Below are 19,036 nucleotides of genomic sequence, written 5' to 3'. Positions count from 1 at the left end.
CAGTAAATAAAAAATCCACTTAAGAAGGTAGGTGTTACATGTCCGAGCTTAATGAAAAGTTAGCCACAGCCTGGGAAGGTTTTACCAAAGGTGACTGGCAGAATGAAGTAAACGTCCGTGACTTCATTCAGAAAAACTACACTCCGTACGAGGGTGACGAGTCCTTCCTGGCTGGCGCTACTGAAGCGACCACCACCCTGTGGGACAAAGTAATGGAAGGCGTTAAACTGGAAAACCGCACTCACGCGCCAGTTGACTTTGACACCGCTGTTGCTTCCACCATCACCTCTCACGACGCTGGCTACATCAACAAAGCGTTGGAAAAAGTTGTTGGTCTGCAGACTGAAGCTCCGCTGAAACGTGCTCTTATCCCGTTCGGTGGTATCAAAATGATCGAAGGTTCCTGCAAAGCGTACAACCGCGAACTGGACCCGATGATCAAAAAAATCTTCACTGAATACCGTAAAACTCACAACCAGGGCGTGTTCGACGTTTACACTCCGGACATCCTGCGTTGCCGTAAATCCGGTGTTCTGACCGGTCTGCCAGATGCTTATGGCCGTGGCCGTATCATCGGTGACTACCGTCGCGTTGCGCTGTACGGTATCGACTACCTGATGAAAGACAAATACGCTCAGTTCACCTCTCTGCAGGCTGATCTGGAAAACGGCGTAAACCTGGAACAGACTATCCGTCTGCGCGAAGAAATCGCTGAACAGCACCGCGCTCTGGGTCAGATGAAAGAAATGGCTGCGAAATACGGCTACGACATCTCTGGTCCGGCTACCAACGCTCAGGAAGCTATCCAGTGGACTTACTTCGGCTACCTGGCTGCTGTTAAGTCTCAGAACGGTGCTGCAATGTCCTTCGGTCGTACCTCCACCTTCCTGGATGTGTACATCGAACGTGACCTGAAAGCTGGCAAGATCACCGAACAAGAAGCGCAGGAAATGGTTGACCACCTGGTCATGAAACTGCGTATGGTTCGCTTCCTGCGTACTCCGGAGTACGATGAACTGTTCTCTGGCGACCCGATCTGGGCAACCGAATCTATCGGTGGTATGGGCCTCGACGGTCGTACCCTGGTTACCAAAAACAGCTTCCGTTTCCTGAACACCCTGTACACCATGGGTCCGTCTCCGGAACCGAACATGACCATTCTGTGGTCTGAAAAACTGCCGCTGAACTTCAAGAAATTCGCCGCTAAAGTGTCCATCGACACCTCTTCTCTGCAGTATGAGAACGATGACCTGATGCGTCCGGACTTCAACAACGATGACTACGCTATCGCTTGCTGCGTAAGCCCGATGATCGTTGGTAAACAAATGCAGTTCTTCGGTGCGCGTGCAAACCTGGCGAAAACCATGCTGTACGCAATCAACGGCGGCGTTGACGAAAAACTGAAAATGCAGGTTGGTCCGAAGTCTGAACCGATCAAAGGCGATCTCCTGAACTACGATGAAGTGATGGAGCGCATGGATCACTTCATGGACTGGCTGGCTAAACAGTACATCACTGCACTGAACATCATTCACTACATGCACGACAAGTACAGCTACGAAGCCTCTCTGATGGCGCTGCACGACCGTGACGTTATCCGCACCATGGCGTGTGGTATCGCTGGTCTGTCCGTTGCTGCTGACTCCCTGTCTGCAATCAAATATGCGAAAGTTAAACCGATTCGTGACGAAGACGGTCTGGCTATCGACTTCGAAATCGAAGGCGAATACCCGCAGTTTGGTAACAACGATCCGCGTGTAGATGACCTGGCTGTTGACCTGGTAGAACGTTTCATGAAGAAAATTCAGAAACTGCATACCTACCGTGACGCTATCCCGACTCAGTCTGTTCTGACCATTACTTCTAACGTTGTGTATGGTAAGAAAACGGGTAACACCCCAGACGGTCGTCGTGCTGGCGCGCCGTTCGGACCGGGTGCTAACCCGATGCACGGTCGTGACCAGAAAGGTGCTGTAGCGTCTCTGACTTCCGTTGCTAAACTGCCGTTTGCTTACGCTAAAGATGGTATCTCCTACACCTTCTCTATCGTTCCGAACGCACTGGGTAAAGACGACGAAGTTCGTAAGACCAACCTGGCAGGTCTGATGGATGGTTACTTCCACCACGAAGCATCCATCGAAGGTGGTCAGCACCTGAACGTTAACGTGATGAACCGTGAAATGCTGCTTGACGCGATGGAAAACCCGGAAAAATATCCGCAGCTGACCATCCGTGTATCTGGCTACGCAGTACGTTTCAACTCGCTGACTAAAGAACAGCAGCAGGACGTTATTACTCGTACCTTCACTCAATCTATGTAATTAGATTTGACTGAAATCGTACAGTAAAAAGCGTACAATAAAGGCTCCACGAAAGTGGGGCCTTTTTTAGCACGAGAGCCTTTTTTGTCAGCTATCTATACTTTAAGGTGACTGCCAAAACAGACTCGACGTAGCCTTCGAGCTGCGCACCAACACGGCCTCAGATGGGCCACATCTGGAGAAACACCGCAATGTCAGTTATTGGTCGCATTCACTCCTTTGAATCCTGTGGAACCGTAGACGGCCCGGGTATTCGCTTTATCACCTTTTTCCAGGGCTGCCTGATGCGCTGCCTGTATTGTCATAACCGCGACACCTGGGACACGCATGGCGGTAAAGAAGTTACCGTTGAAGATTTGATGAAGGAAGTGGTGACCTATCGCCACTTTATGAACGCTTCCGGCGGCGGCGTTACCGCATCCGGCGGTGAAGCAATCCTGCAAGCTGAGTTTGTTCGTGACTGGTTCCGCGCCTGTAAAAAAGAAGGCATTCATACCTGTCTGGATACCAACGGTTTTGTTCGTCGTTACGATCCGGTGATTGATGAACTGCTGGAAGTAACCGACCTGGTAATGCTCGATCTCAAACAGATGAACGACGAGATCCACCAAAATCTGGTTGGAGTTTCCAACCACCGCACGCTGGAGTTCGCTAAATATCTGGCGAACAAAAATGTGAAGGTGTGGATCCGCTACGTTGTTGTCCCAGGCTGGTCTGACGATGACGATTCAGCGCATCGCCTCGGTGAATTTACCCGTGATATGGGTAACGTTGAGAAAATCGAACTTCTCCCCTACCACGAACTGGGCAAACACAAATGGGTGGCGATGGGTGAAGAATACAAACTCGATGGTGTTAAACCACCGAAGAAAGAAACCATGGAACGCGTGAAAGGCATTCTTGAGCAGTACGGTCATAAGGTAATGTTCTAATTTCCCCGTAAAGCGGCAACTTTATTGAGTTGCCGCTTTTTTATTCCGCGCTGCATAAATAATTCAGAGCTCTATTTCTAACGCCCTTACAGCACAGCTTCCAAATGTATTACCCAAACCGCCAGTATATGTCCTGCGGCTTGCGCGCATTTCTCGATTATGTAAAAACGGGTCAGATCTGCCAGAGTCAGCGTCACCGACCACAATAATTATTTACTATTCGCTTTACGCGCCAGCAGCGGGAATATCAGTCCTAATCCTACCAGCACAAACGGCGTTGCAACATTCAGCGCCAACTGGAAGGTCCACTCTGCAGTGAAGGCTTCCATTTTCGGGAAGATCCCCGTCAAACAGGCAAAGGCGGTAAAGGCAAAACACCAAATCCCGACGGTCATTGCCAGAGGCTTATTACGAATAAAGACATATTCTGGTTTATATTTCTGCGCCAGGCGAACGACTGCAATAAATGCAACAAATACCCATAAATAACGCAGCGGCATCACTACCGAGTTAAGATTCAACAGCCATTTATAGAGATTGTTCATATCACCGATGCCGAGAGTCGGCAGCATAATCAGAATTGCCACCAGCACCAGGGTCAGAAAATAGCCATTAACGGGCGTACCAGAAGCGTTGGTACGACATAAACTGGCTGGAATATATTTGCTGTCAGCATCACCTAATAGCACTTTAAGCGGGGCATCAATCGAGAATACCAGCGCAGCTACTTGTCCCAGGGTATTCGCAATGGCGTAAATCACCATTAAAGTATTACCCATGTTGTAATACTCGCCCAGCTTCTGAAAGGCGTAATATTGACCGTTAGTCATTAAGTCATCCGGGATATTACGCGAGTCAAACATCATCCCCATCGCCAGTGAGCCCAGAATGGCACAAACCGCAACCATCACCGCCAGGCATAACATCCCTTTTGGAAATTCTTTTCCTGGGTTGCGCGTTTGATTAACGTAAGGAGAAATCTTCTCTGCTCCGCCAACCGCGAAAACCAGCATTGAAATAGTGGTAATGTAGGTAAAGTCGATATGAGGAATGAACGTTTCCCAGGTAATGTTTGTGGTCGCAATATGCACTTCAGTAATCGCAGGCGCGGTTACCGCCATCGCCACATACAGGAGCGACATAACAAACATCGCAATCCCTGCCACAGAACCGACGATTTTCAGCGATTTCATACCGCGTGAAGCAACCCACATAAAGAAGATAAACAGCACCAGCGTTAACCCCTGTAACGCTACGACTGAATATTCTTTGATTAGCGAACCGTCGCCTTTCATCGCCCAACCGAGCGCAATCAGTATTGCTTGGGGTTTTTGTGCCAGATAGGGAATATGCACCACCCAGTAGGTCCACGCGGCGAGGTAAGCCAATCCGGGTCCCATCGTGTGTTTAATCCAGGTACTGACCCCGCCCTTCCCATCTTTGAAGGTCGAGCCTAACTGACCAACAATTAGTGCATAAGGTGTGAAATAGAGCGCAAAGATAAACACCCATGAAAAAACAACCACCAGCCCCTGGTTGGCATAGTTATTAACAACGTTGCCAAAACCCCAGACAGTGATAAAAGACATCAGCGCAATGTTGTACCATCGCAGCTGTTTTTCCTGAACATTCCCAGCCATAGACAAATCCTTCGCCAAAATTAAAGGGGCATCTGTAAAACGAGGGATTATGCGCGGCAAATAAGAAGTGCGGAAATAGCGAAATGCAAAATTATAACCTGCTGCACATTTTATTTTTAAACGAATAAAATTTGGAAAAAAGCAAGTCAGATAGAAGAAACAAAAAAGCAGAGTGTGAAACAGTAAGTTCACACTTTGCTTGAATTCATTTACACGTGAGCAACGGGTTTCGGCGTATGACCGGCGTTGCGAAGCAGCATCAGCAAATAGATAAACGATACGCTGGCGATCATGATAAACAATAAATTATCGGAGAAATTCTGCATTAGCATAGCGGTAAATGACGGGCCAAGCAGACTTCCCACGGTATAGCTCAACAGTAAGGCCTGGTTCATCGCCACCAGTTGATGATGTTCAACTTTCTCGCAAGCCCAGGCCATCGCCACCGGATATAGCGTAAAGCCAGCGGCACCGAGGATGAATAGCGCTGGGGCCATCGCCGCCTGGCTAAGCATCGCGATACTGCCGAGAATGACGACAAAGACCTGAACACGCAACACCAGCAGTCGACCAAACTTATCCGCCAGACGTCCAATCGGCCATTGTCCGAGGATACCCGCACTGACCAGTACCGCCATCCAGAAACCAATGCTGGCATTGCTCACCCCTTTGTGATTGAGGTACAACGGCATCAGGCCATATAGAGATCCCAGAACGATTCCTGAGATAATGCAGCCATTCACGCCAAGCCGCGCCTGACGGAGTTTTAGCATTGACGTAATTGACGTCGAATCATGGTTTTCAGCCTGCTGATTCAGGACACGCGTAAACAACAGCGGTAAGATCCCTGCCAACGTCAAACCTGTAACCCACGGCAATACGCTCATCAGCTCGGTTGAGACTTTGCTGACCAGTAACTGGCCTAAAAACGTTCCCACGTAATAAACCATCATATACGCAGCAAGCAAACGCCCACGGTTACGTGACGTCCCACTGCACATCAGCGCGCTCTCAACGACTACCCAAATCATGGCACAGCCGACGCCCGCGACAAAACGCCACGCCAACCAGCTCCAGAAACCAATCATCAGGCCAAGGCCGGCACAGCCAGCGGCAAAAATGAAGGAGGCCAGATAATAGCTGCGGTTAAAGCCAATGCGTTTAATGACATACCCTGTCAGCAATGTACCGACAAGGTTGCCGGTAAAATAGGATGAGCTGACAACGCCTACCTGCCATGTGGACATGTGTTCCTGGGCGAGCCAAAGCGGCACGAGTGTATTTAACACCGCGATCGCCAGAGTCAACAAAAGCAGGCCAGACAGCAAAAGCATGACAGGCCGGGTATACGTGGACATGAATTAAAACCGTGAGGAAGTTCAAATTTCATGCGCATCATGCCACCGCCAAAAACATTGTCAATGGGTGAAAATACGCGCATATCGCAGCGGCGGTATTATCGATTTATATTACTCATTCATAACGCTAATACTGAAGAGATGATTAATCTCATCTGATTGTTTTTATTGATCTAACACAAATTTCATACGCTTCGTTCAGTCGAAAAATTTCATGGTCACAGCAAACTCATATTTCCCGTCTATGCTTTCAGAGCAATGCATCGCGTCTGACCGATTTCAGACGTACCACTGACTCTCGAAAGGAGAAGAGGATGACCAAACCGTATGTTCGTCTTGATAAAAATGATGCTGCCGTTTTGCTTGTTGATCACCAGGCTGGTTTACTTTCCCTTGTACGGGATATCGAACCCGATAAGTTTAAAAATAACGTGCTGGCGCTGGGTGACCTGGCTAAGTATTTCAACTTACCAACTATTCTTACCACCAGTTTTGAAACCGGTCCTAACGGTCCATTAGTTCCAGAACTGAAAGCACAATTCCCCGATGCACCTTACATTGCTCGCCCGGGCAATATTAACGCCTGGGATAACGAAGATTTTGTAAAAGCAGTCAAAGCGACAGGTAAAAAACAGTTAATTATTGCCGGTGTGGTAACTGAAGTTTGCGTGGCATTCCCGGCGCTTTCAGCCATTGAAGAAGGGTTTGACGTCTTTGTCGTGACTGACGCGTCAGGGACCTTTAATGAAATTACCCGGCATTCGGCATGGGATCGCATGTCGCAAGCAGGTGCGCAATTGATGACATGGTTCGGCGTGGCTTGCGAGCTGCACCGTGACTGGCGTAATGATATTGAAGGACTGGCGACGTTGTTCTCTAACCATATTCCTGATTATCGTAATTTGATGACCAGTTATGACACGTTAACGAAGCAGAAATAAAAGAGAACCGGGGCCGAAACCCCGGTTGTTACTGATTAGCTTGCGACGGCCATCCCCACGGTCATATGCAAACCATAGAATACGCCGCGACCGATTAATTCCCCTGCCAGAAGCAGAATGAATGAGACGGATAGTAGCGGAACCGCAGGCTGATAACCTTTTAGCTGTGGTGCAATCCACAAGCACAGGGCAACGGCCAAAAGCACGATCCGCCAGGACATCAGCGCACCATAGTCCGGCACCAGCGCTGCGGCCTGCTGCACAGAACTATGAATAGTCGCCAGCTCTGCGCCCTGCATCACTGACATCACGCCACTCACTACCAGTGCCAGTACAGAAATGGCTGGCAGCAGACGCATCGCCCAGCCATCGACGCCAGCCAGACTCAGCAACAGGTAACCCAGTAACGGGCCGCCCATGAACATCGTCAGGAAGAAGCCCATCGGCGTCCAGATGCTGTACCAGGTCGGAACGGTATCAATGCTGTTATACACACGCACCATCATCCAGACAAAGACGACGCCAAGAACCATCGTCACCACCAGCCACAGCGTACGCAATGCCGGTGACAGCTTTTTCAGCATTGCCAGCAACCAGCCGATGCCGCCTACGGCAAAAAAGATCGAACCGCTGGCGATTTCGTTACTGAGTGCTGAAGACCCTACCCGGTTGAGCGAGTTAAAAGCGCGCATCGGTGAACCAAGATGGAGCATAGAGGCGATAAAGCCAATGCCCATCAGCACCCATAAGCCAAACATGCAGGCGATAACACGCTGCTGGGTTTCTGCTCGCAGGTCGCCTTTGAGCAGCGCCAAAGCCAGAACGATAAAACCACCCGCCACACATTGCCCGAAGACCGTGAAGATCATCAGCGGCCATTCATGCCATCCACTTCCCATCTCACACCTCCTTCGGGTTTGCCAGATAGCCAGTGGTATCCCCGGTCGGGCGGCTATTGGCATTGGGTTTGATCACAATATTCGGTTTGGTAAAGTGAGCTCGCGGCAACGGCGCAACGGCCGCCAGATCGCCATGTTTTTTACGCAGCTCGTCGATAGGGCCGAAATCCAGCGCCCGCAGCGGACAAGATTCAACACAGATCGGCTTTTTACCCTCCGCAACACGGTCATAACAACCATCGCATTTGGTCATATGGCCTTTCGTTTCGTTATATTGCGGTGCGCCATACGGGCAAGCCATATGGCAGTAGCGGCAGCCAATGCACACATCTTCATCGACCACAACAAAACCATCTTCACGTTTATGCATCGCACCGCTCGGGCAGACTTTAGTACAAGCCGGATCTTCGCAGTGGTTGCACGAAATCGACAGATAGTAGGCAAACACGTTCTGGTGCCAGACACCGTTATCTTCCTGCCAGTCGCCACCAGCATATTCATAAATGCGGCGGAAGCTGACTTCTGGCGTCAAATCTTTGTAGTCTTTACAAGCCAGCTCGCAGGTTTTGCAACCGGTGCAACGGCTGGAATCAATAAAAAATCCATACTGGGTTGTCATCGGTTACTCCTTACACCTTTTCAACCTGAACAAGGTTTGTATGTGACGGATTCCCCTTAGCGAGAGGAGACGGACGTTGAGTGGTCAGTACGTTAATACAACCACCCTTATCGACACGTTTTGCATCCGGGTCATACCAGGCACCTTCACCCAGTGCGACCACACCCGGCATCATTCGTGGCGTCACTTTCGCCTCAATATGAACCTCACCACGATCGTTAAAGATCCTGACTTTATCGCCGTTGTGGATACCGCGTTTTTGGGCATCAAGCGGGTTGATCCACATTTCCTGACGGCAAGCCGCTTTCAGCACATCAACGTTGCCGTAAGTTGAGTGAACGCGAGATTTATAGTGGAAACCCGTAAGCTGCAGCGGATACTGTTTGTTCAGCGGATCCTGATAACTTTCAAAGCCCGGCGTGTAGATCGGCAGTGGATCGATCACATCGCCTTCTGGCAATTCCCAGGTAGCGGCAATGTCAGCCAGCGCCTGCGAATAAATCTCAATTTTACCCGATGGCGTGGTAAGTGGATTTGCCTGCGGATCTTCACGGAAGGCTTTATAAGCAACGTGATGCCCTTGTGGGTCGCGCTTTTTAAAGATCCCCTGCTTGCGGAACTCTTCAAACGTTGGCAGTTCAGGAATCGCTTCCCGCGACTGGGCATACAGATGCCGCATCCACTCTTCCTGGGTACGGCCTTCAGTAAACTGTTGCTCAACGCCAAGACGTTTTGCCAGTTCGCTGGTCATTTCATAGATGGTCTTACATTCAAAGCGCGGTTTAATCACCTGATCGTTGAAAATCACGTAAGACATATTCCCGCAGGATGCATCCAGCGCAAAGTCCATCTGTTCGGAAGCGGTGCAGTCAGGCAGCAGGATGTCAGCATATTTCGCCGATGAAGTCATGTGGCAGTCGATAACCACAATCAGCTCGCACTTCTTATCATCCTGGAGAATTTCATGGGTACGGTTGATTTCAGAATGCTGGTTAATCAGGCAGTTACCGGCATAGTTCCAGATCATTTTGATCGGCACATCCAGCTTATCTTTCCCGCGCACACCATCACGCAGCGCCGTCATTTCCGGGCCACGTTCAATGGCATCGGTCCACATAAACATCGAAATGCTGGTCTGGATCGGGTTTTCCAAGGTCGGCATACGGACAAACGGTAAGCTGTATGAACCTTCACGCGCGCCGCTGTTCCCTCCATTAATACCAACGTTACCGGTCAGAATCGCCAGCATCGAGATAGCACGGGTTGCGATTTCACCGTTAGCATGACGCTGCGGGCCCCATCCCTGGCTGATAAACGCCGGTTTGGTACTGCCGATTTCACGAGCCAGTTTGATGATTTTGTCTGCCGGAACACCGGTGATTTGCGAGGCCCATTCCGGTGTTTTAGCCACGCCATCTGGCCCTTCACCCAGAATATAAGCTTTATAGTGGCCATTTTTCGGCGCACTGGCTGGCAGGGTTTTCTCATCGTAGCCAACGCAATATTTATCGAGGAATGCCTGATCCACCAGGTTTTCAGTGATCATGACGTACGCCAGACCGTTAACCAGTGCGGCATCTGTTCCCGGACGAATAGGGATCCACTCATCTTCGCGCCCGGCACCGGTGTCGGTATAGCGCGGATCGATGATGATCATGCGGGCATTAGATTTCTGGCGTGCCTGTTCAAGATAGTAAGTCACCCCACCGCCACTCATTCGCGTTTCGCCAGGGTTATTACCAAACAGCACTACCAGCTTACTGTTTTCGATATCCGACGGGCTGTTGCCATCTGCCCAGCCGCCGTAGGTATAGTTCAGACCTTCCGCAATTTGCGCGGAGGAGTAGTCGCCGTAATGGTTCAGATAGCCGCCGCAGCAGTTCATCAGCCGCGCGACCAGGGTATTTCCCGGCGGCCAGGAGCGGGTCATGGTGCCGCCCAGCGTACCGGTGCCATAGTTCAGATAGATAGACTCGTTGCCGTACTCTTTGATCAGGCGCTGCATATTGGTCGCGATGATGTCGTAGGCCTCTTCCCAGCTAATGCGCTCGAATTTGCCTTCACCGCGCGCCCCGACTCGTTTCATCGGATATTTCAGGCGGTCCGGATTATAGACACGGCGACGCATGGAACGCCCACGCAAACAGGCGCGAACCTGGTGCAGGCCGTCGTAATTGTCATCGCCGGTATTGTCAGTTTCGACATATTTGATTTCACCGTCCACGACGTGCATACGTAGCGGGCAGCGACTACCACAGTTAACTGTACAGGCGCTCCAGATAACCTTTTCGTCTGATTTTGTTGGAATGGCGCTATCGACAGCGTGCGCAATCCGACTAAAAGGTAATGTTAATGCGCTGCTGGCCATTGCCAGGCCGCCGATCGCTGTCGTTTTTACCAAACCACGGCGACTCACCTCAGCAGCCAATACCGCATCAGGGATTTTCGTTTTCATAATGGCTCACTCAAGCTTGCTCACGATTGATTCCAGTAACAAACCGTATTGTGTAATTATTTCTATAGCAGATCGCTATATAGGCTTGTATACATCGAATAATTTGAAAATCAAAGAGATAGGTAGATTTTCACTCGAAAGTAGTATTACGTGTAAGTGAGGAGTAATTATTGTTCGGTATCAAAGGGAGACAAAAAAAGCGCCCGCAGGCGCTTTTTAGATTCAGAAAAATTAGGTATTAGCCAATATATTCCAGTCCGTTCATATACGGACGCAGAACTTCTGGTACTTCAATACGACCATCAGCCTGCTGATAGTTTTCCATAACCGCAACCAGCGTACGACCAACAGCCAGACCAGAACCGTTCAGGGTATGAACCAGACGGGTTTTCTTGTCCGACTTGCTGCGACAACGTGCCTGCATACGACGTGCCTGGAAATCCCAAACGTTGGAGCAGGAAGAGATCTCGCGGTAGGTGTTCTGTGCCGGGATCCATACTTCCAGGTCGTAAGTTTTGCAAGCGCCAAAGCCCATGTCGCCAGTGCAAAGGATGATTTTACGGTACGGCAGGCCCAGCAACTGCAGGACTTTTTCTGCATGACCAGTCATCTCTTCCAGCGCCGCCATTGAGTCTTCCGGGCGCACGATCTGCACCATTTCAACTTTGTCGAACTGGTGCATACGGATCAGACCACGGGTGTCACGACCATATGAACCGGCTTCAGAACGGAAGCATGGGGTGTGGGCGGTCATCTTAATTGGCAGATCATCTTCATCGATGATTTCACCGCGCACCAGGTTAGTCAGCGGAACTTCTGCCGTTGGGATCAGCGCATAGTTACTGGTGTCTGCTTCTTCTTCCAGCGGACGAGTATGGAACAGATCGCCAGCAAATTTCGGCAGCTGACCCGTACCGTACAGCGTGTCCTGGTTAACCAGGTACGGAACATAGTTCTCACTGTAGCCATGCTGTTCGGTATGCAGATCCAGCATAAACTGCGACAGTGCGCGGTGCATGCGAGCAATCTGCCCTTTCATTACCACAAAGCGGGAACCGGTCAGCTTAACTGCGGCTGCAAAGTCGAGGCCAGAGTGCATTTCACCCAGCGTCACATGGTCACGAACTTCAAAGTCAAACTCACGCGGGGTGCCCCAGCGGCTGACTTCGACGTTGTCATTTTCGTCTTTACCTACCGGCACTTCATCTGCAGGCAGGTTAGGGATGGTCAGCGCGATATCGCGAATTTCAGCCTGTAAAGCATCCAGCTCGGCTTTTGCTGCATCCAGCTCTTCGCCCAGTTTGTTCACTTCCAGACGTAAAGGCTCGATATCTTCCCCGCGCGCTTTCGCCTGGCCAATGGATTTCGATCGGGAGTTACGCTCCGCTTGCAGGTTTTCCGTTTTGACCTGCAATACTTTACGACGCTCTTCAAGAGCGCCCAGCTTATCTACATCCAGCTTAAAGCCCCGGCGTGCCAGTTTTTCAGCGACTGCGTCTGGCTCATTACGCAGCAGATTGGGATCGAGCATGCTTATCCTGTGCTTATCGAATTAAATGGGAGATGTGGCCACAGCCTGCGACCACAGGGATACAGTAACAACATTACCGCAACGATAACATTAACGGTAGCGTTTTATGGGGCTATTTTGATCCTGTTCAGCCAGCCAGGCGAGCTTTTCGCCAATCTTGCCTTCAAGGCCCCGGTTTGTCGGGAAATAATAGCGTGTTTGTGCTATTTCCGGCGGGAAGTAAACCTCACCGGCAGCATAAGCGTTTGCTTCATCATGAGCGTAACGATATTCCTGCCCGTAGCCCATTTCCTTCATTAATTTCGTCGGCGCATTACGCAAATGAACCGGCACGTCATAATCCGGGCGTTCGCGAGCATCGGCCAGCGCGGCTTTAAACGCAGTGTAGACAGCGTTGCTTTTTGGCGCGCAGGCCAGGTAAACAATCGCCTGAGCAATGGCGCGTTCACCTTCCGCCGGGCCAACGCGAGTAAAGCAATCCCAGGCCGCAATTGCCACCTGCATCGCCCGTGGATCGGCATTACCGACGTCTTCAGACGCAATCGCCAGACAGCGACGCGCGACATATAACGGATCGCCACCAGCGGTAATAATTCGCGCATACCAGTACAGCGCCGCATCGGGTGCGCTACCACGTACCGACTTATGCAGTGCGGAAATCAGATCGTAAAAGCGATCGCCTTTGTTATCAAAGCGGGCGCTACGTTCACCGGCGATTTCGGTCAGTAATTCAGGCTTCAGGACCCGCTTACCGCTATCATCGACTTCGGCCATATCCGCCATCATTTCCAGCGTATTTAACGCCCGGCGCGCGTCGCCATTCACCAGTTCTGCAATGGCACGTCGTGTTTCATCTGGCAGAACAATATCCTGACCACCATAGCCACGGGTTTTGTCTTCCATCGCCTGAGTTAGTACTTGCTCAATATCCTCTGTACTCAGGGATTTCAACAGATAAACACGGGCACGGGAAAGCAGTGCCGAATTAAGCTCAAACGACGGGTTTTCAGTGGTTGCGCCAATAAAAGTGATGGTGCCGTCTTCAATATGTGGCAGAAATGCATCCTGCTGGCTTTTGTTGAAACGGTGAACTTCGTCAACAAAAAGAATAGTGCGGCGACCTGCATTGCGGTTTTGCCGGGCGCGCTCGATCGCCTCACGAATCTCTTTCACGCCAGAGGTGACGGCAGAAATACGTTCCACATCAGCGTTCGCATAGCGGGCAATCACTTCAGCGAGGGTTGTTTTGCCGGTACCCGGTGGCCCCCAGAGGATCATAGAATGCAAATGCCCGGCTTCGATAGCGCGCGGCAGCGGCTTCCCCGCAGCCAGCAAATGTTGCTGGCCGATATACTGTGCTAAATTTTCTGGCCGCATACGCGCGGCCAGAGGTTGAAAAGTATTATCCGAAAAATCGAGCGACAGATTGCTCACTCAGGTGCCTCTACTTACGTTGATCATCTACCGTGACGCCTTGCGGCGGGGTGAAGGTAAATTTCGCTGCATCCACAGCCCCATTTTGCTGGGATTTCAGCTGATAACTGCTGCGCTGATCGTCCTGCTCCACCGCGCTAAACTGATGGATTGTGCCATCACGTCCCACGTTAATGGTGAACTGCTTCAGATTGCCATTGCTGGCTTTCGGCGTCAGGACAAAGTCATCGCCATTCTGTTTGATATTGTACTGCTGCCAGTCGCTGGACTGGTTGCGGGCAATCAGCATAAACGGCGTATTACCGGTGGCATCTTTCAGCCAGGTTGCCGTAGCTTGCTCAACGAACGGGTTATAGAACCACAGTGTTTTACCGTCAGAAACCAGAATGCTTTCATCAGGTTGTGTCATATGCCAGTTGAATAAGTTTGGACGTTTCACCCACAGATCGCCCTGACCTTCCTGCACCGCCGCGCCGCTACCGTCAGTAACTTTTTGTGTAAAGCTGGCGTGGAAGCTGCTGACTTTATCCAGGCGACTTTTCAGATCGCTTGCGGCATCAGCCCAAACGCTGCTTGCTACTAAGCTTGAGAGTAATGCACAGGTGATGGCAATTTTTTTCATCATTATTCCTCAAATTACGTCACTCCCGATCGGGAGTTCCCTCTACTCTCTATTCCAGGCTAATAATCAGCTTGAGGAAAGAAGAAAATACTGAATTTTCAGTTGATAGAGTGCCGGATGCGACGCTACCGCGCCTTATCCGGCAATGCATTAATTAGTCAAACGGCGGTGGGGCCAGCACTTCACGATTACCGTTGTGCCCCTGTTCGCTGACAATTCCCTGCGCTTCCATCTGTTCGATAATACGCGCTGCACGGTTATAACCAATGCGGAACTGACGCTGTACGCCAGAAATTGACGCTTTGCGTTTTTCAGTGACAAACTGCACCGCCTGATCGAACAACGGATCCAGTTCTTCAGCGCCATCGAAACCACCCGCACCACCTTCGCTTTCGCTGTCGGAGGTGATGCCATCAACATACTGTGGGCGACCACGCGCTTTCCAGTCCTGCACCACGGCATGAACTTCCTGATCGCGAACAAAAGCACCATGGACACGTACCGGCAACGTGGAGTTCGGCCCAGAGTAGAGCATATCCCCCATACCCAGCAGTGATTCCGCGCCAGCCTGATCAAGAATGGTACGTGAGTCAATCTTACTGGATACGGTAAAGGCGATACGGGTCGGAATATTCGCTTTAATCAGACCAGTAATAACATCAACCGATGGACGCTGAGTTGCCAGTACGAGGTGGATACCCGCGGCACGGGCTTTTTGCGCCAGACGTGCTATCAGCTCTTCCACTTTTTTACCTACCGTCATCATCAGGTCGGCAAATTCGTCAACCAACACGACAATGTATGGTTCTTTTTTCAGCACCGGATGCTGGGCATCCATACTGTCACCCGGCTTCCAGTACGGGTCTGGAATCGGACGCATCATGCGATCGGCTTCAGCAATTTTTTCGTTATAACCCGCCAGATTACGCACACCCAGCGCAGACATCAGTTTATACCGACGCTCCATCTCGTTAACACACCAGCGCAGCGCGTTGGCGGCATCTTTCATATCAGTAACGACTTCCGTTAACAGGTGCGGAATGCCTTCATACACCGAAAGCTCCAGCATTTTCGGGTCGATCATGATGAAACGCACATCTTCTGGCTGTGCTTTATAAAGCATGCTCAGTATCATCGCGTTCACACCGACAGACTTACCGGAACCGGTAGTCCCCGCAACCAACAAGTGCGGCATTTTCGCCAGATCGGCAACCACCGGCTCACCGGCGATATCTTTACCCAGCACCACGGTTAATGGCGACGGATTATCGCGGAATTTGGCGTTATCCAATACTTCGCGCAGATAAACGGTTTGTCGTTTTTTATTCGGTAACTCCAGACCTACATAGGGTTTGCCAGGAATAACTTCAACGACACGCACCGCCACCGTCGAAAGTGAACGGGCAAGGTCCCGTGACAAGTTAGAAATGCGCGCCGCTTTTACGCCCGGTGCCAGGTTAAGTTCAAAGCGAGTGATAACCGGCCCCGGAGAGTAATTGACGACATCGGCTTTAATACGGAAATCAGCCAGACGTGCTTCCACCAGACGCGCCATTTGTTCAAGCGCAAAGGTATCTACCGGCTCCACTTCGCTCGGCGGCGGTGTCAGCAAATCCAGAGAAGGCAGCGGCGTCGTCGGTTTATGCAACGGACGGCTGTCGCCATTACGCATCAACAGCGGATGAAGCAGAGTATCCTGCGGCTGTGGCGCAACTGGCTGTTGCGGCTGCTGATATTGCTGCTGTGGTGCAGCCGATTGTTGTGGCTGCTGATACTGCGGCTGTGGCGCAACTGGCTGTTGTGGCTGCTGATACTGCTGCTGCGGTGCAACCGGTTGTTGCGGCTGTTGATACTGCGGCTGCGGCGCAACCGGCTGTTGCGGCTGCTGATATTGCTGCTGTGGCACAACCGGCTGTTGTGGCTGCTGATACTGCTGCTGCGGTGCAACCGGTTGTTGCGGCTGCTGTACAGGTTCAACAATTGGCGTAAACAACGGTTCGTGTGGACCATCATCCAGCAACGCTTTCATTGGCGAAAATTCAAAATCATCCAGCGAGAACGGATTCGCCCCAGCCGGTTGTTCGCCGGAATAACGTTGTTGTTGAGTTTGCGCAAACTGACGAGCCAGTTCAGCCTCTGCCGCAGCATCTGCATCTTCTGCGTTTACGGGCACATCATGTTGATACTGTTCGCCATAGCGTTGCTGCTGTGTCTGGGCGAACTGACGTGCCAGTTCATCCTGCTGCATCGCATCGATTTCATCATCGTTGTACTGATCGCCAGAATCGTACTGATTGCGCTGGGCTTCACGGGCTTTTTCTTCCGCCGCACGCTGTGAGGGCAGCTTAATACCGTAAGACGCCAATTCACGACGAGTTGGCACGCGGATACGTTTCGGTCGTGGCAACTGCGGGCCAATCCCCTCTTTGACCTGCGGACGCGGTCCACCGCTATTTGCCAGACTGAAAACTGGCGCGGCAACGGTTGCGGCAGCCCCCGTCGCCAGTGTCGCTTTTTTCACGCCAGATGCCAGCGGAGAAACAGCGGCAGCGGCTTCTACTGGAGGTACTGCTGCAACAGAAGGTGCTTTCAGCGAAGATTTGATCGGTTCTGGTTCTTTAACCGGTTCTGGAATCGGTTGATACCAGGCCGCAAGTTGTTCACGTTCACGGGCTCGCTTCTCTTCCACTTCTTCAAAGTAGTAAAGCGGCGGACGCGCGGGTTTTGTCTCTTCTACAACGGGTTCAGGCTCCACAACAGGCTGCTGTTCAACAGGTTGCGGCTGTTGGTACAACGGCTCCTGAGCGGCTGGCTGCTGATAAGTTTGCTCAGTCTGGTATGTAGACTGTGGAGCAAAAGTGGATTGCTGCTCTTCGGCTTGCCAGGCGTTACCTGCCACCGGTTGTTCTGGCGCAGGGGCATAATACGGCTGTTGCGCAGGCTGTTCAGCTGCAGGTGCATAATACGGCTGCTGCGGCTGTACTGGTTGTTGCAGCGGCTCATTATATTGCACTGCAGGCTGCGCATATTGTGACTGCTGTGGGTAACCTTCCGGTGCAGGAGCAATAACCGGCTCTCCCGTTTGTGGACCCGGTACAGGCTGCCAGGCTACTGTAGGTTGCGAAGGTGGAACATCAACAGAGGCAACAGGCGGCGTCTGAGTCACAGGTTCAACCGGCGCAGCCCAGCTTTGTGTCGCCGTGGTAGCAGCAGCTGCTACAGCGACAGGTTCGGTAATTGGCGCACCGTTTAATAATGGATCGTATTCGTCATATTCTGGCTGCGTTGCACGATTGCCCGAAAATAGGACGTCGTCCGGGTCGGCAGCCACACCGCGTGCAGTGTAGGTAATCTCTTCGTCATCATCCATCCGCTTACCGGAGAACAACGCAGCGTCTGTTTGCCGCCCCATCGGATTAATGAATTTTTCCGCCAACCGTTTACGACGCGCTAGCGCGCCGCGAAGAATACGGGCACGGCGTGATTCATGCTGTTTGCCGTGGTTTTCATCTTCATACTCTTCGTCGTCTTCATACTCATCTTCATCGACCCAGGTATCATCGCGACGGGTACGATTACTGGCGAAGGTGAGAATGTTTAAAATCCAGCCGCCGAGTTTTTCAGCAATGGTCACCCATGACCAACCGGTGAACAACGTCAGGCCCGCTGCCCAAACGCAGAGCAGCGCAATAGTTCCCCCGCTACTGTGTAGCAGTGGTTGTAGCGTAGTGCTTAGTAAGCTGCCAATGACGCCACCGGAGGCAAAATACCAGATATCGTCAGCGTTGATTGCCGCCAGACCACAGGAGGTAAGGATGAGCGCCAAAACGCCAATGATGCGTAGCGAAACGGCAAAATAATCAATGTATTCGTCGCTGGACTGATGACGCCAGGCAAACCAACAACCGCCGACAATAATGACGGGAATGGTGTAAGCCATCACGCCAAAAATAAAGAACAGCGTATCTGCCAACCACGCACCGGGCATCCCACCTAAATTATGGATAGGTTCATGCCAGGCCGTTTGCGACCAGCTGGGGTCCGAAGGGTTAAAGCTTAGTAAGGCAGCCATCAACCAGACGGCAAACAGGACAATAAGGATCAGCAACGCCTCCAGAAGGCGGCGGCCGCTACTTAACTTTGTCAATGTGACTTCTTTGTCTTCAGTGTATTCCTGGCTCAAGAAAGGCTCTCCAGGTTACAGGCTTTTCCTGCCCGATGCTAAAACGGACAACAGTACCAGGTTACCCCAGTACTGTTGCTGTATGGATTAACAGGAGTGTA

The 19,036-nt window shown here is 51.3% G+C and carries 12 protein-coding genes and 1 pseudogene; 4 read left to right on the top strand and 9 right to left on the bottom strand.

What is annotated here, in order from left to right:
- Positions 1-38 precede the first annotated feature (38 nt).
- The 3 genes and pseudogenes from pflB to HUZ68_RS08275 form a co-directional block, all read left to right on the top strand.
- Positions 39-2,321 (top strand): formate C-acetyltransferase, encoded by a 2,283-nt coding sequence (gene pflB, locus HUZ68_RS08285; protein ID WP_001292812.1) that lies wholly within the window; start codon positions 39-41, stop codon positions 2,319-2,321.
- A 191-nt stretch (positions 2,322-2,512) separates the two neighbouring features.
- Positions 2,513-3,253 (top strand): pyruvate formate lyase 1-activating protein, encoded by a 741-nt coding sequence (pflA, locus tag HUZ68_RS08280; protein WP_000111043.1) that lies wholly within the window; start codon positions 2,513-2,515, stop codon positions 3,251-3,253.
- Between the two features lie 98 nt (positions 3,254-3,351).
- Positions 3,352-3,462 (top strand): annotated as a pseudogene (locus HUZ68_RS08275) (hypothetical protein); the annotation flags it as partial.
- Here the strand turns inward: HUZ68_RS08275 and HUZ68_RS08270 are convergent.
- On the bottom strand, positions 3,463-4,893 hold the full coding sequence (locus tag HUZ68_RS08270; protein ID WP_000918506.1) for an APC family permease: 1,431 nt from the start codon (positions 4,891-4,893) through the stop codon (positions 3,463-3,465).
- Between the two features lie 209 nt (positions 4,894-5,102).
- Positions 5,103-6,251, bottom strand: a complete 1,149-nt coding sequence (locus HUZ68_RS08265) for an MFS transporter (RefSeq protein WP_000109295.1) — start codon at positions 6,249-6,251, stop codon at positions 5,103-5,105.
- A gap of 314 nt (positions 6,252-6,565) precedes the next feature.
- Between HUZ68_RS08265 and ycaC the strand changes: the two genes are divergently transcribed.
- Positions 6,566-7,192 (top strand): isochorismate family cysteine hydrolase YcaC, encoded by a 627-nt coding sequence (gene ycaC, locus HUZ68_RS08260; RefSeq protein WP_000165876.1) that lies wholly within the window; start codon positions 6,566-6,568, stop codon positions 7,190-7,192.
- 35 nt (positions 7,193-7,227) lie between these two features.
- Here the strand turns inward: ycaC and dmsC are convergent, their stop codons facing one another.
- The 7 genes from dmsC to ftsK form a co-directional block, all read right to left on the bottom strand.
- The gene (dmsC, locus tag HUZ68_RS08255; RefSeq protein ID WP_094281395.1) at positions 7,228-8,091 is read right to left on the bottom strand and encodes a dimethyl sulfoxide reductase anchor subunit DmsC; all 864 of its coding nucleotides are present in this window, start codon (positions 8,089-8,091) and stop codon (positions 7,228-7,230) included.
- A 1-nt stretch (position 8,092) separates the two neighbouring features.
- On the bottom strand, positions 8,093-8,710 hold the full coding sequence (gene dmsB / locus HUZ68_RS08250; protein WP_000213098.1) for a dimethylsulfoxide reductase iron-sulfur subunit DmsB: 618 nt from the start codon (positions 8,708-8,710) through the stop codon (positions 8,093-8,095).
- 10 nt (positions 8,711-8,720) lie between these two features.
- Positions 8,721-11,165 carry a dimethylsulfoxide reductase subunit A gene (dmsA, locus tag HUZ68_RS08245; protein ID WP_000850303.1) on the bottom strand — a complete coding sequence of 815 codons (2,445 nt, stop codon included), beginning with the start codon at positions 11,163-11,165 and terminating at the stop codon, positions 8,721-8,723.
- A 238-nt stretch (positions 11,166-11,403) separates the two neighbouring features.
- Positions 11,404-12,696, bottom strand: a complete 1,293-nt coding sequence (gene serS / locus HUZ68_RS08240; RefSeq protein ID WP_000886683.1) for a serine--tRNA ligase — start codon at positions 12,694-12,696, stop codon at positions 11,404-11,406.
- Positions 12,697-12,786: 90 nt separating this feature from the next.
- Positions 12,787-14,130, bottom strand: coding sequence for a replication-associated recombination protein RarA (gene rarA / locus HUZ68_RS08235; RefSeq protein ID WP_000067755.1), 1,344 nt, complete (start codon positions 14,128-14,130; stop codon positions 12,787-12,789).
- A 10-nt stretch (positions 14,131-14,140) separates the two neighbouring features.
- Positions 14,141-14,752, bottom strand: a complete 612-nt coding sequence (gene lolA / locus HUZ68_RS08230) for an outer membrane lipoprotein periplasmic chaperone LolA (protein WP_001295343.1) — start codon at positions 14,750-14,752, stop codon at positions 14,141-14,143.
- 154 nt (positions 14,753-14,906) lie between these two features.
- Positions 14,907-18,935: a DNA translocase FtsK gene (ftsK, locus tag HUZ68_RS08225; RefSeq protein ID WP_239594101.1), complete on the bottom strand. Its 4,029-nt coding sequence runs from the start codon at positions 18,933-18,935 to the stop codon at positions 14,907-14,909.
- Positions 18,936-19,036: the final 101 nt, after the last annotated feature.

The organism is Shigella dysenteriae, assembly GCF_022354085.1.
Classification (GTDB): domain Bacteria; phylum Pseudomonadota; class Gammaproteobacteria; order Enterobacterales; family Enterobacteriaceae; genus Escherichia; species Escherichia coli.
The sequence above is the reverse complement of the archived record's forward strand: the minus strand, read 5'-3'. Positions and strand labels throughout refer to the sequence as shown.

Excerpts from the sequence above, each read along its gene's own strand:
- pflB (WP_001292812.1), top strand. The coding sequence starts at position 39 with ATGTCCGAGCTTAATGAAAAGTTAGCCACAGCCTGGGAAGGTTTTACC.
- pflA (WP_000111043.1), top strand. The coding sequence starts at position 2,513 with ATGTCAGTTATTGGTCGCATTCACTCCTTTGAATCCTGTGGAACCGTA.
- HUZ68_RS08270 (WP_000918506.1), bottom strand. The coding sequence starts at position 4,893 with ATGGCTGGGAATGTTCAGGAAAAACAGCTGCGATGGTACAACATTGCG.
- HUZ68_RS08265 (WP_000109295.1), bottom strand. The coding sequence starts at position 6,251 with ATGTCCACGTATACCCGGCCTGTCATGCTTTTGCTGTCTGGCCTGCTT.
- ycaC (WP_000165876.1), top strand. The coding sequence starts at position 6,566 with ATGACCAAACCGTATGTTCGTCTTGATAAAAATGATGCTGCCGTTTTG.
- dmsC (WP_094281395.1), bottom strand. The coding sequence starts at position 8,091 with ATGGGAAGTGGATGGCATGAATGGCCGCTGATGATCTTCACGGTCTTC.
- dmsB (WP_000213098.1), bottom strand. The coding sequence starts at position 8,710 with ATGACAACCCAGTATGGATTTTTTATTGATTCCAGCCGTTGCACCGGT.
- dmsA (WP_000850303.1), bottom strand. The coding sequence starts at position 11,165 with ATGAAAACGAAAATCCCTGATGCGGTATTGGCTGCTGAGGTGAGTCGC.
- serS (WP_000886683.1), bottom strand. The coding sequence starts at position 12,696 with ATGCTCGATCCCAATCTGCTGCGTAATGAGCCAGACGCAGTCGCTGAA.
- lolA (WP_001295343.1), bottom strand. The coding sequence starts at position 14,752 with ATGAAAAAAATTGCCATCACCTGTGCATTACTCTCAAGCTTAGTAGCA.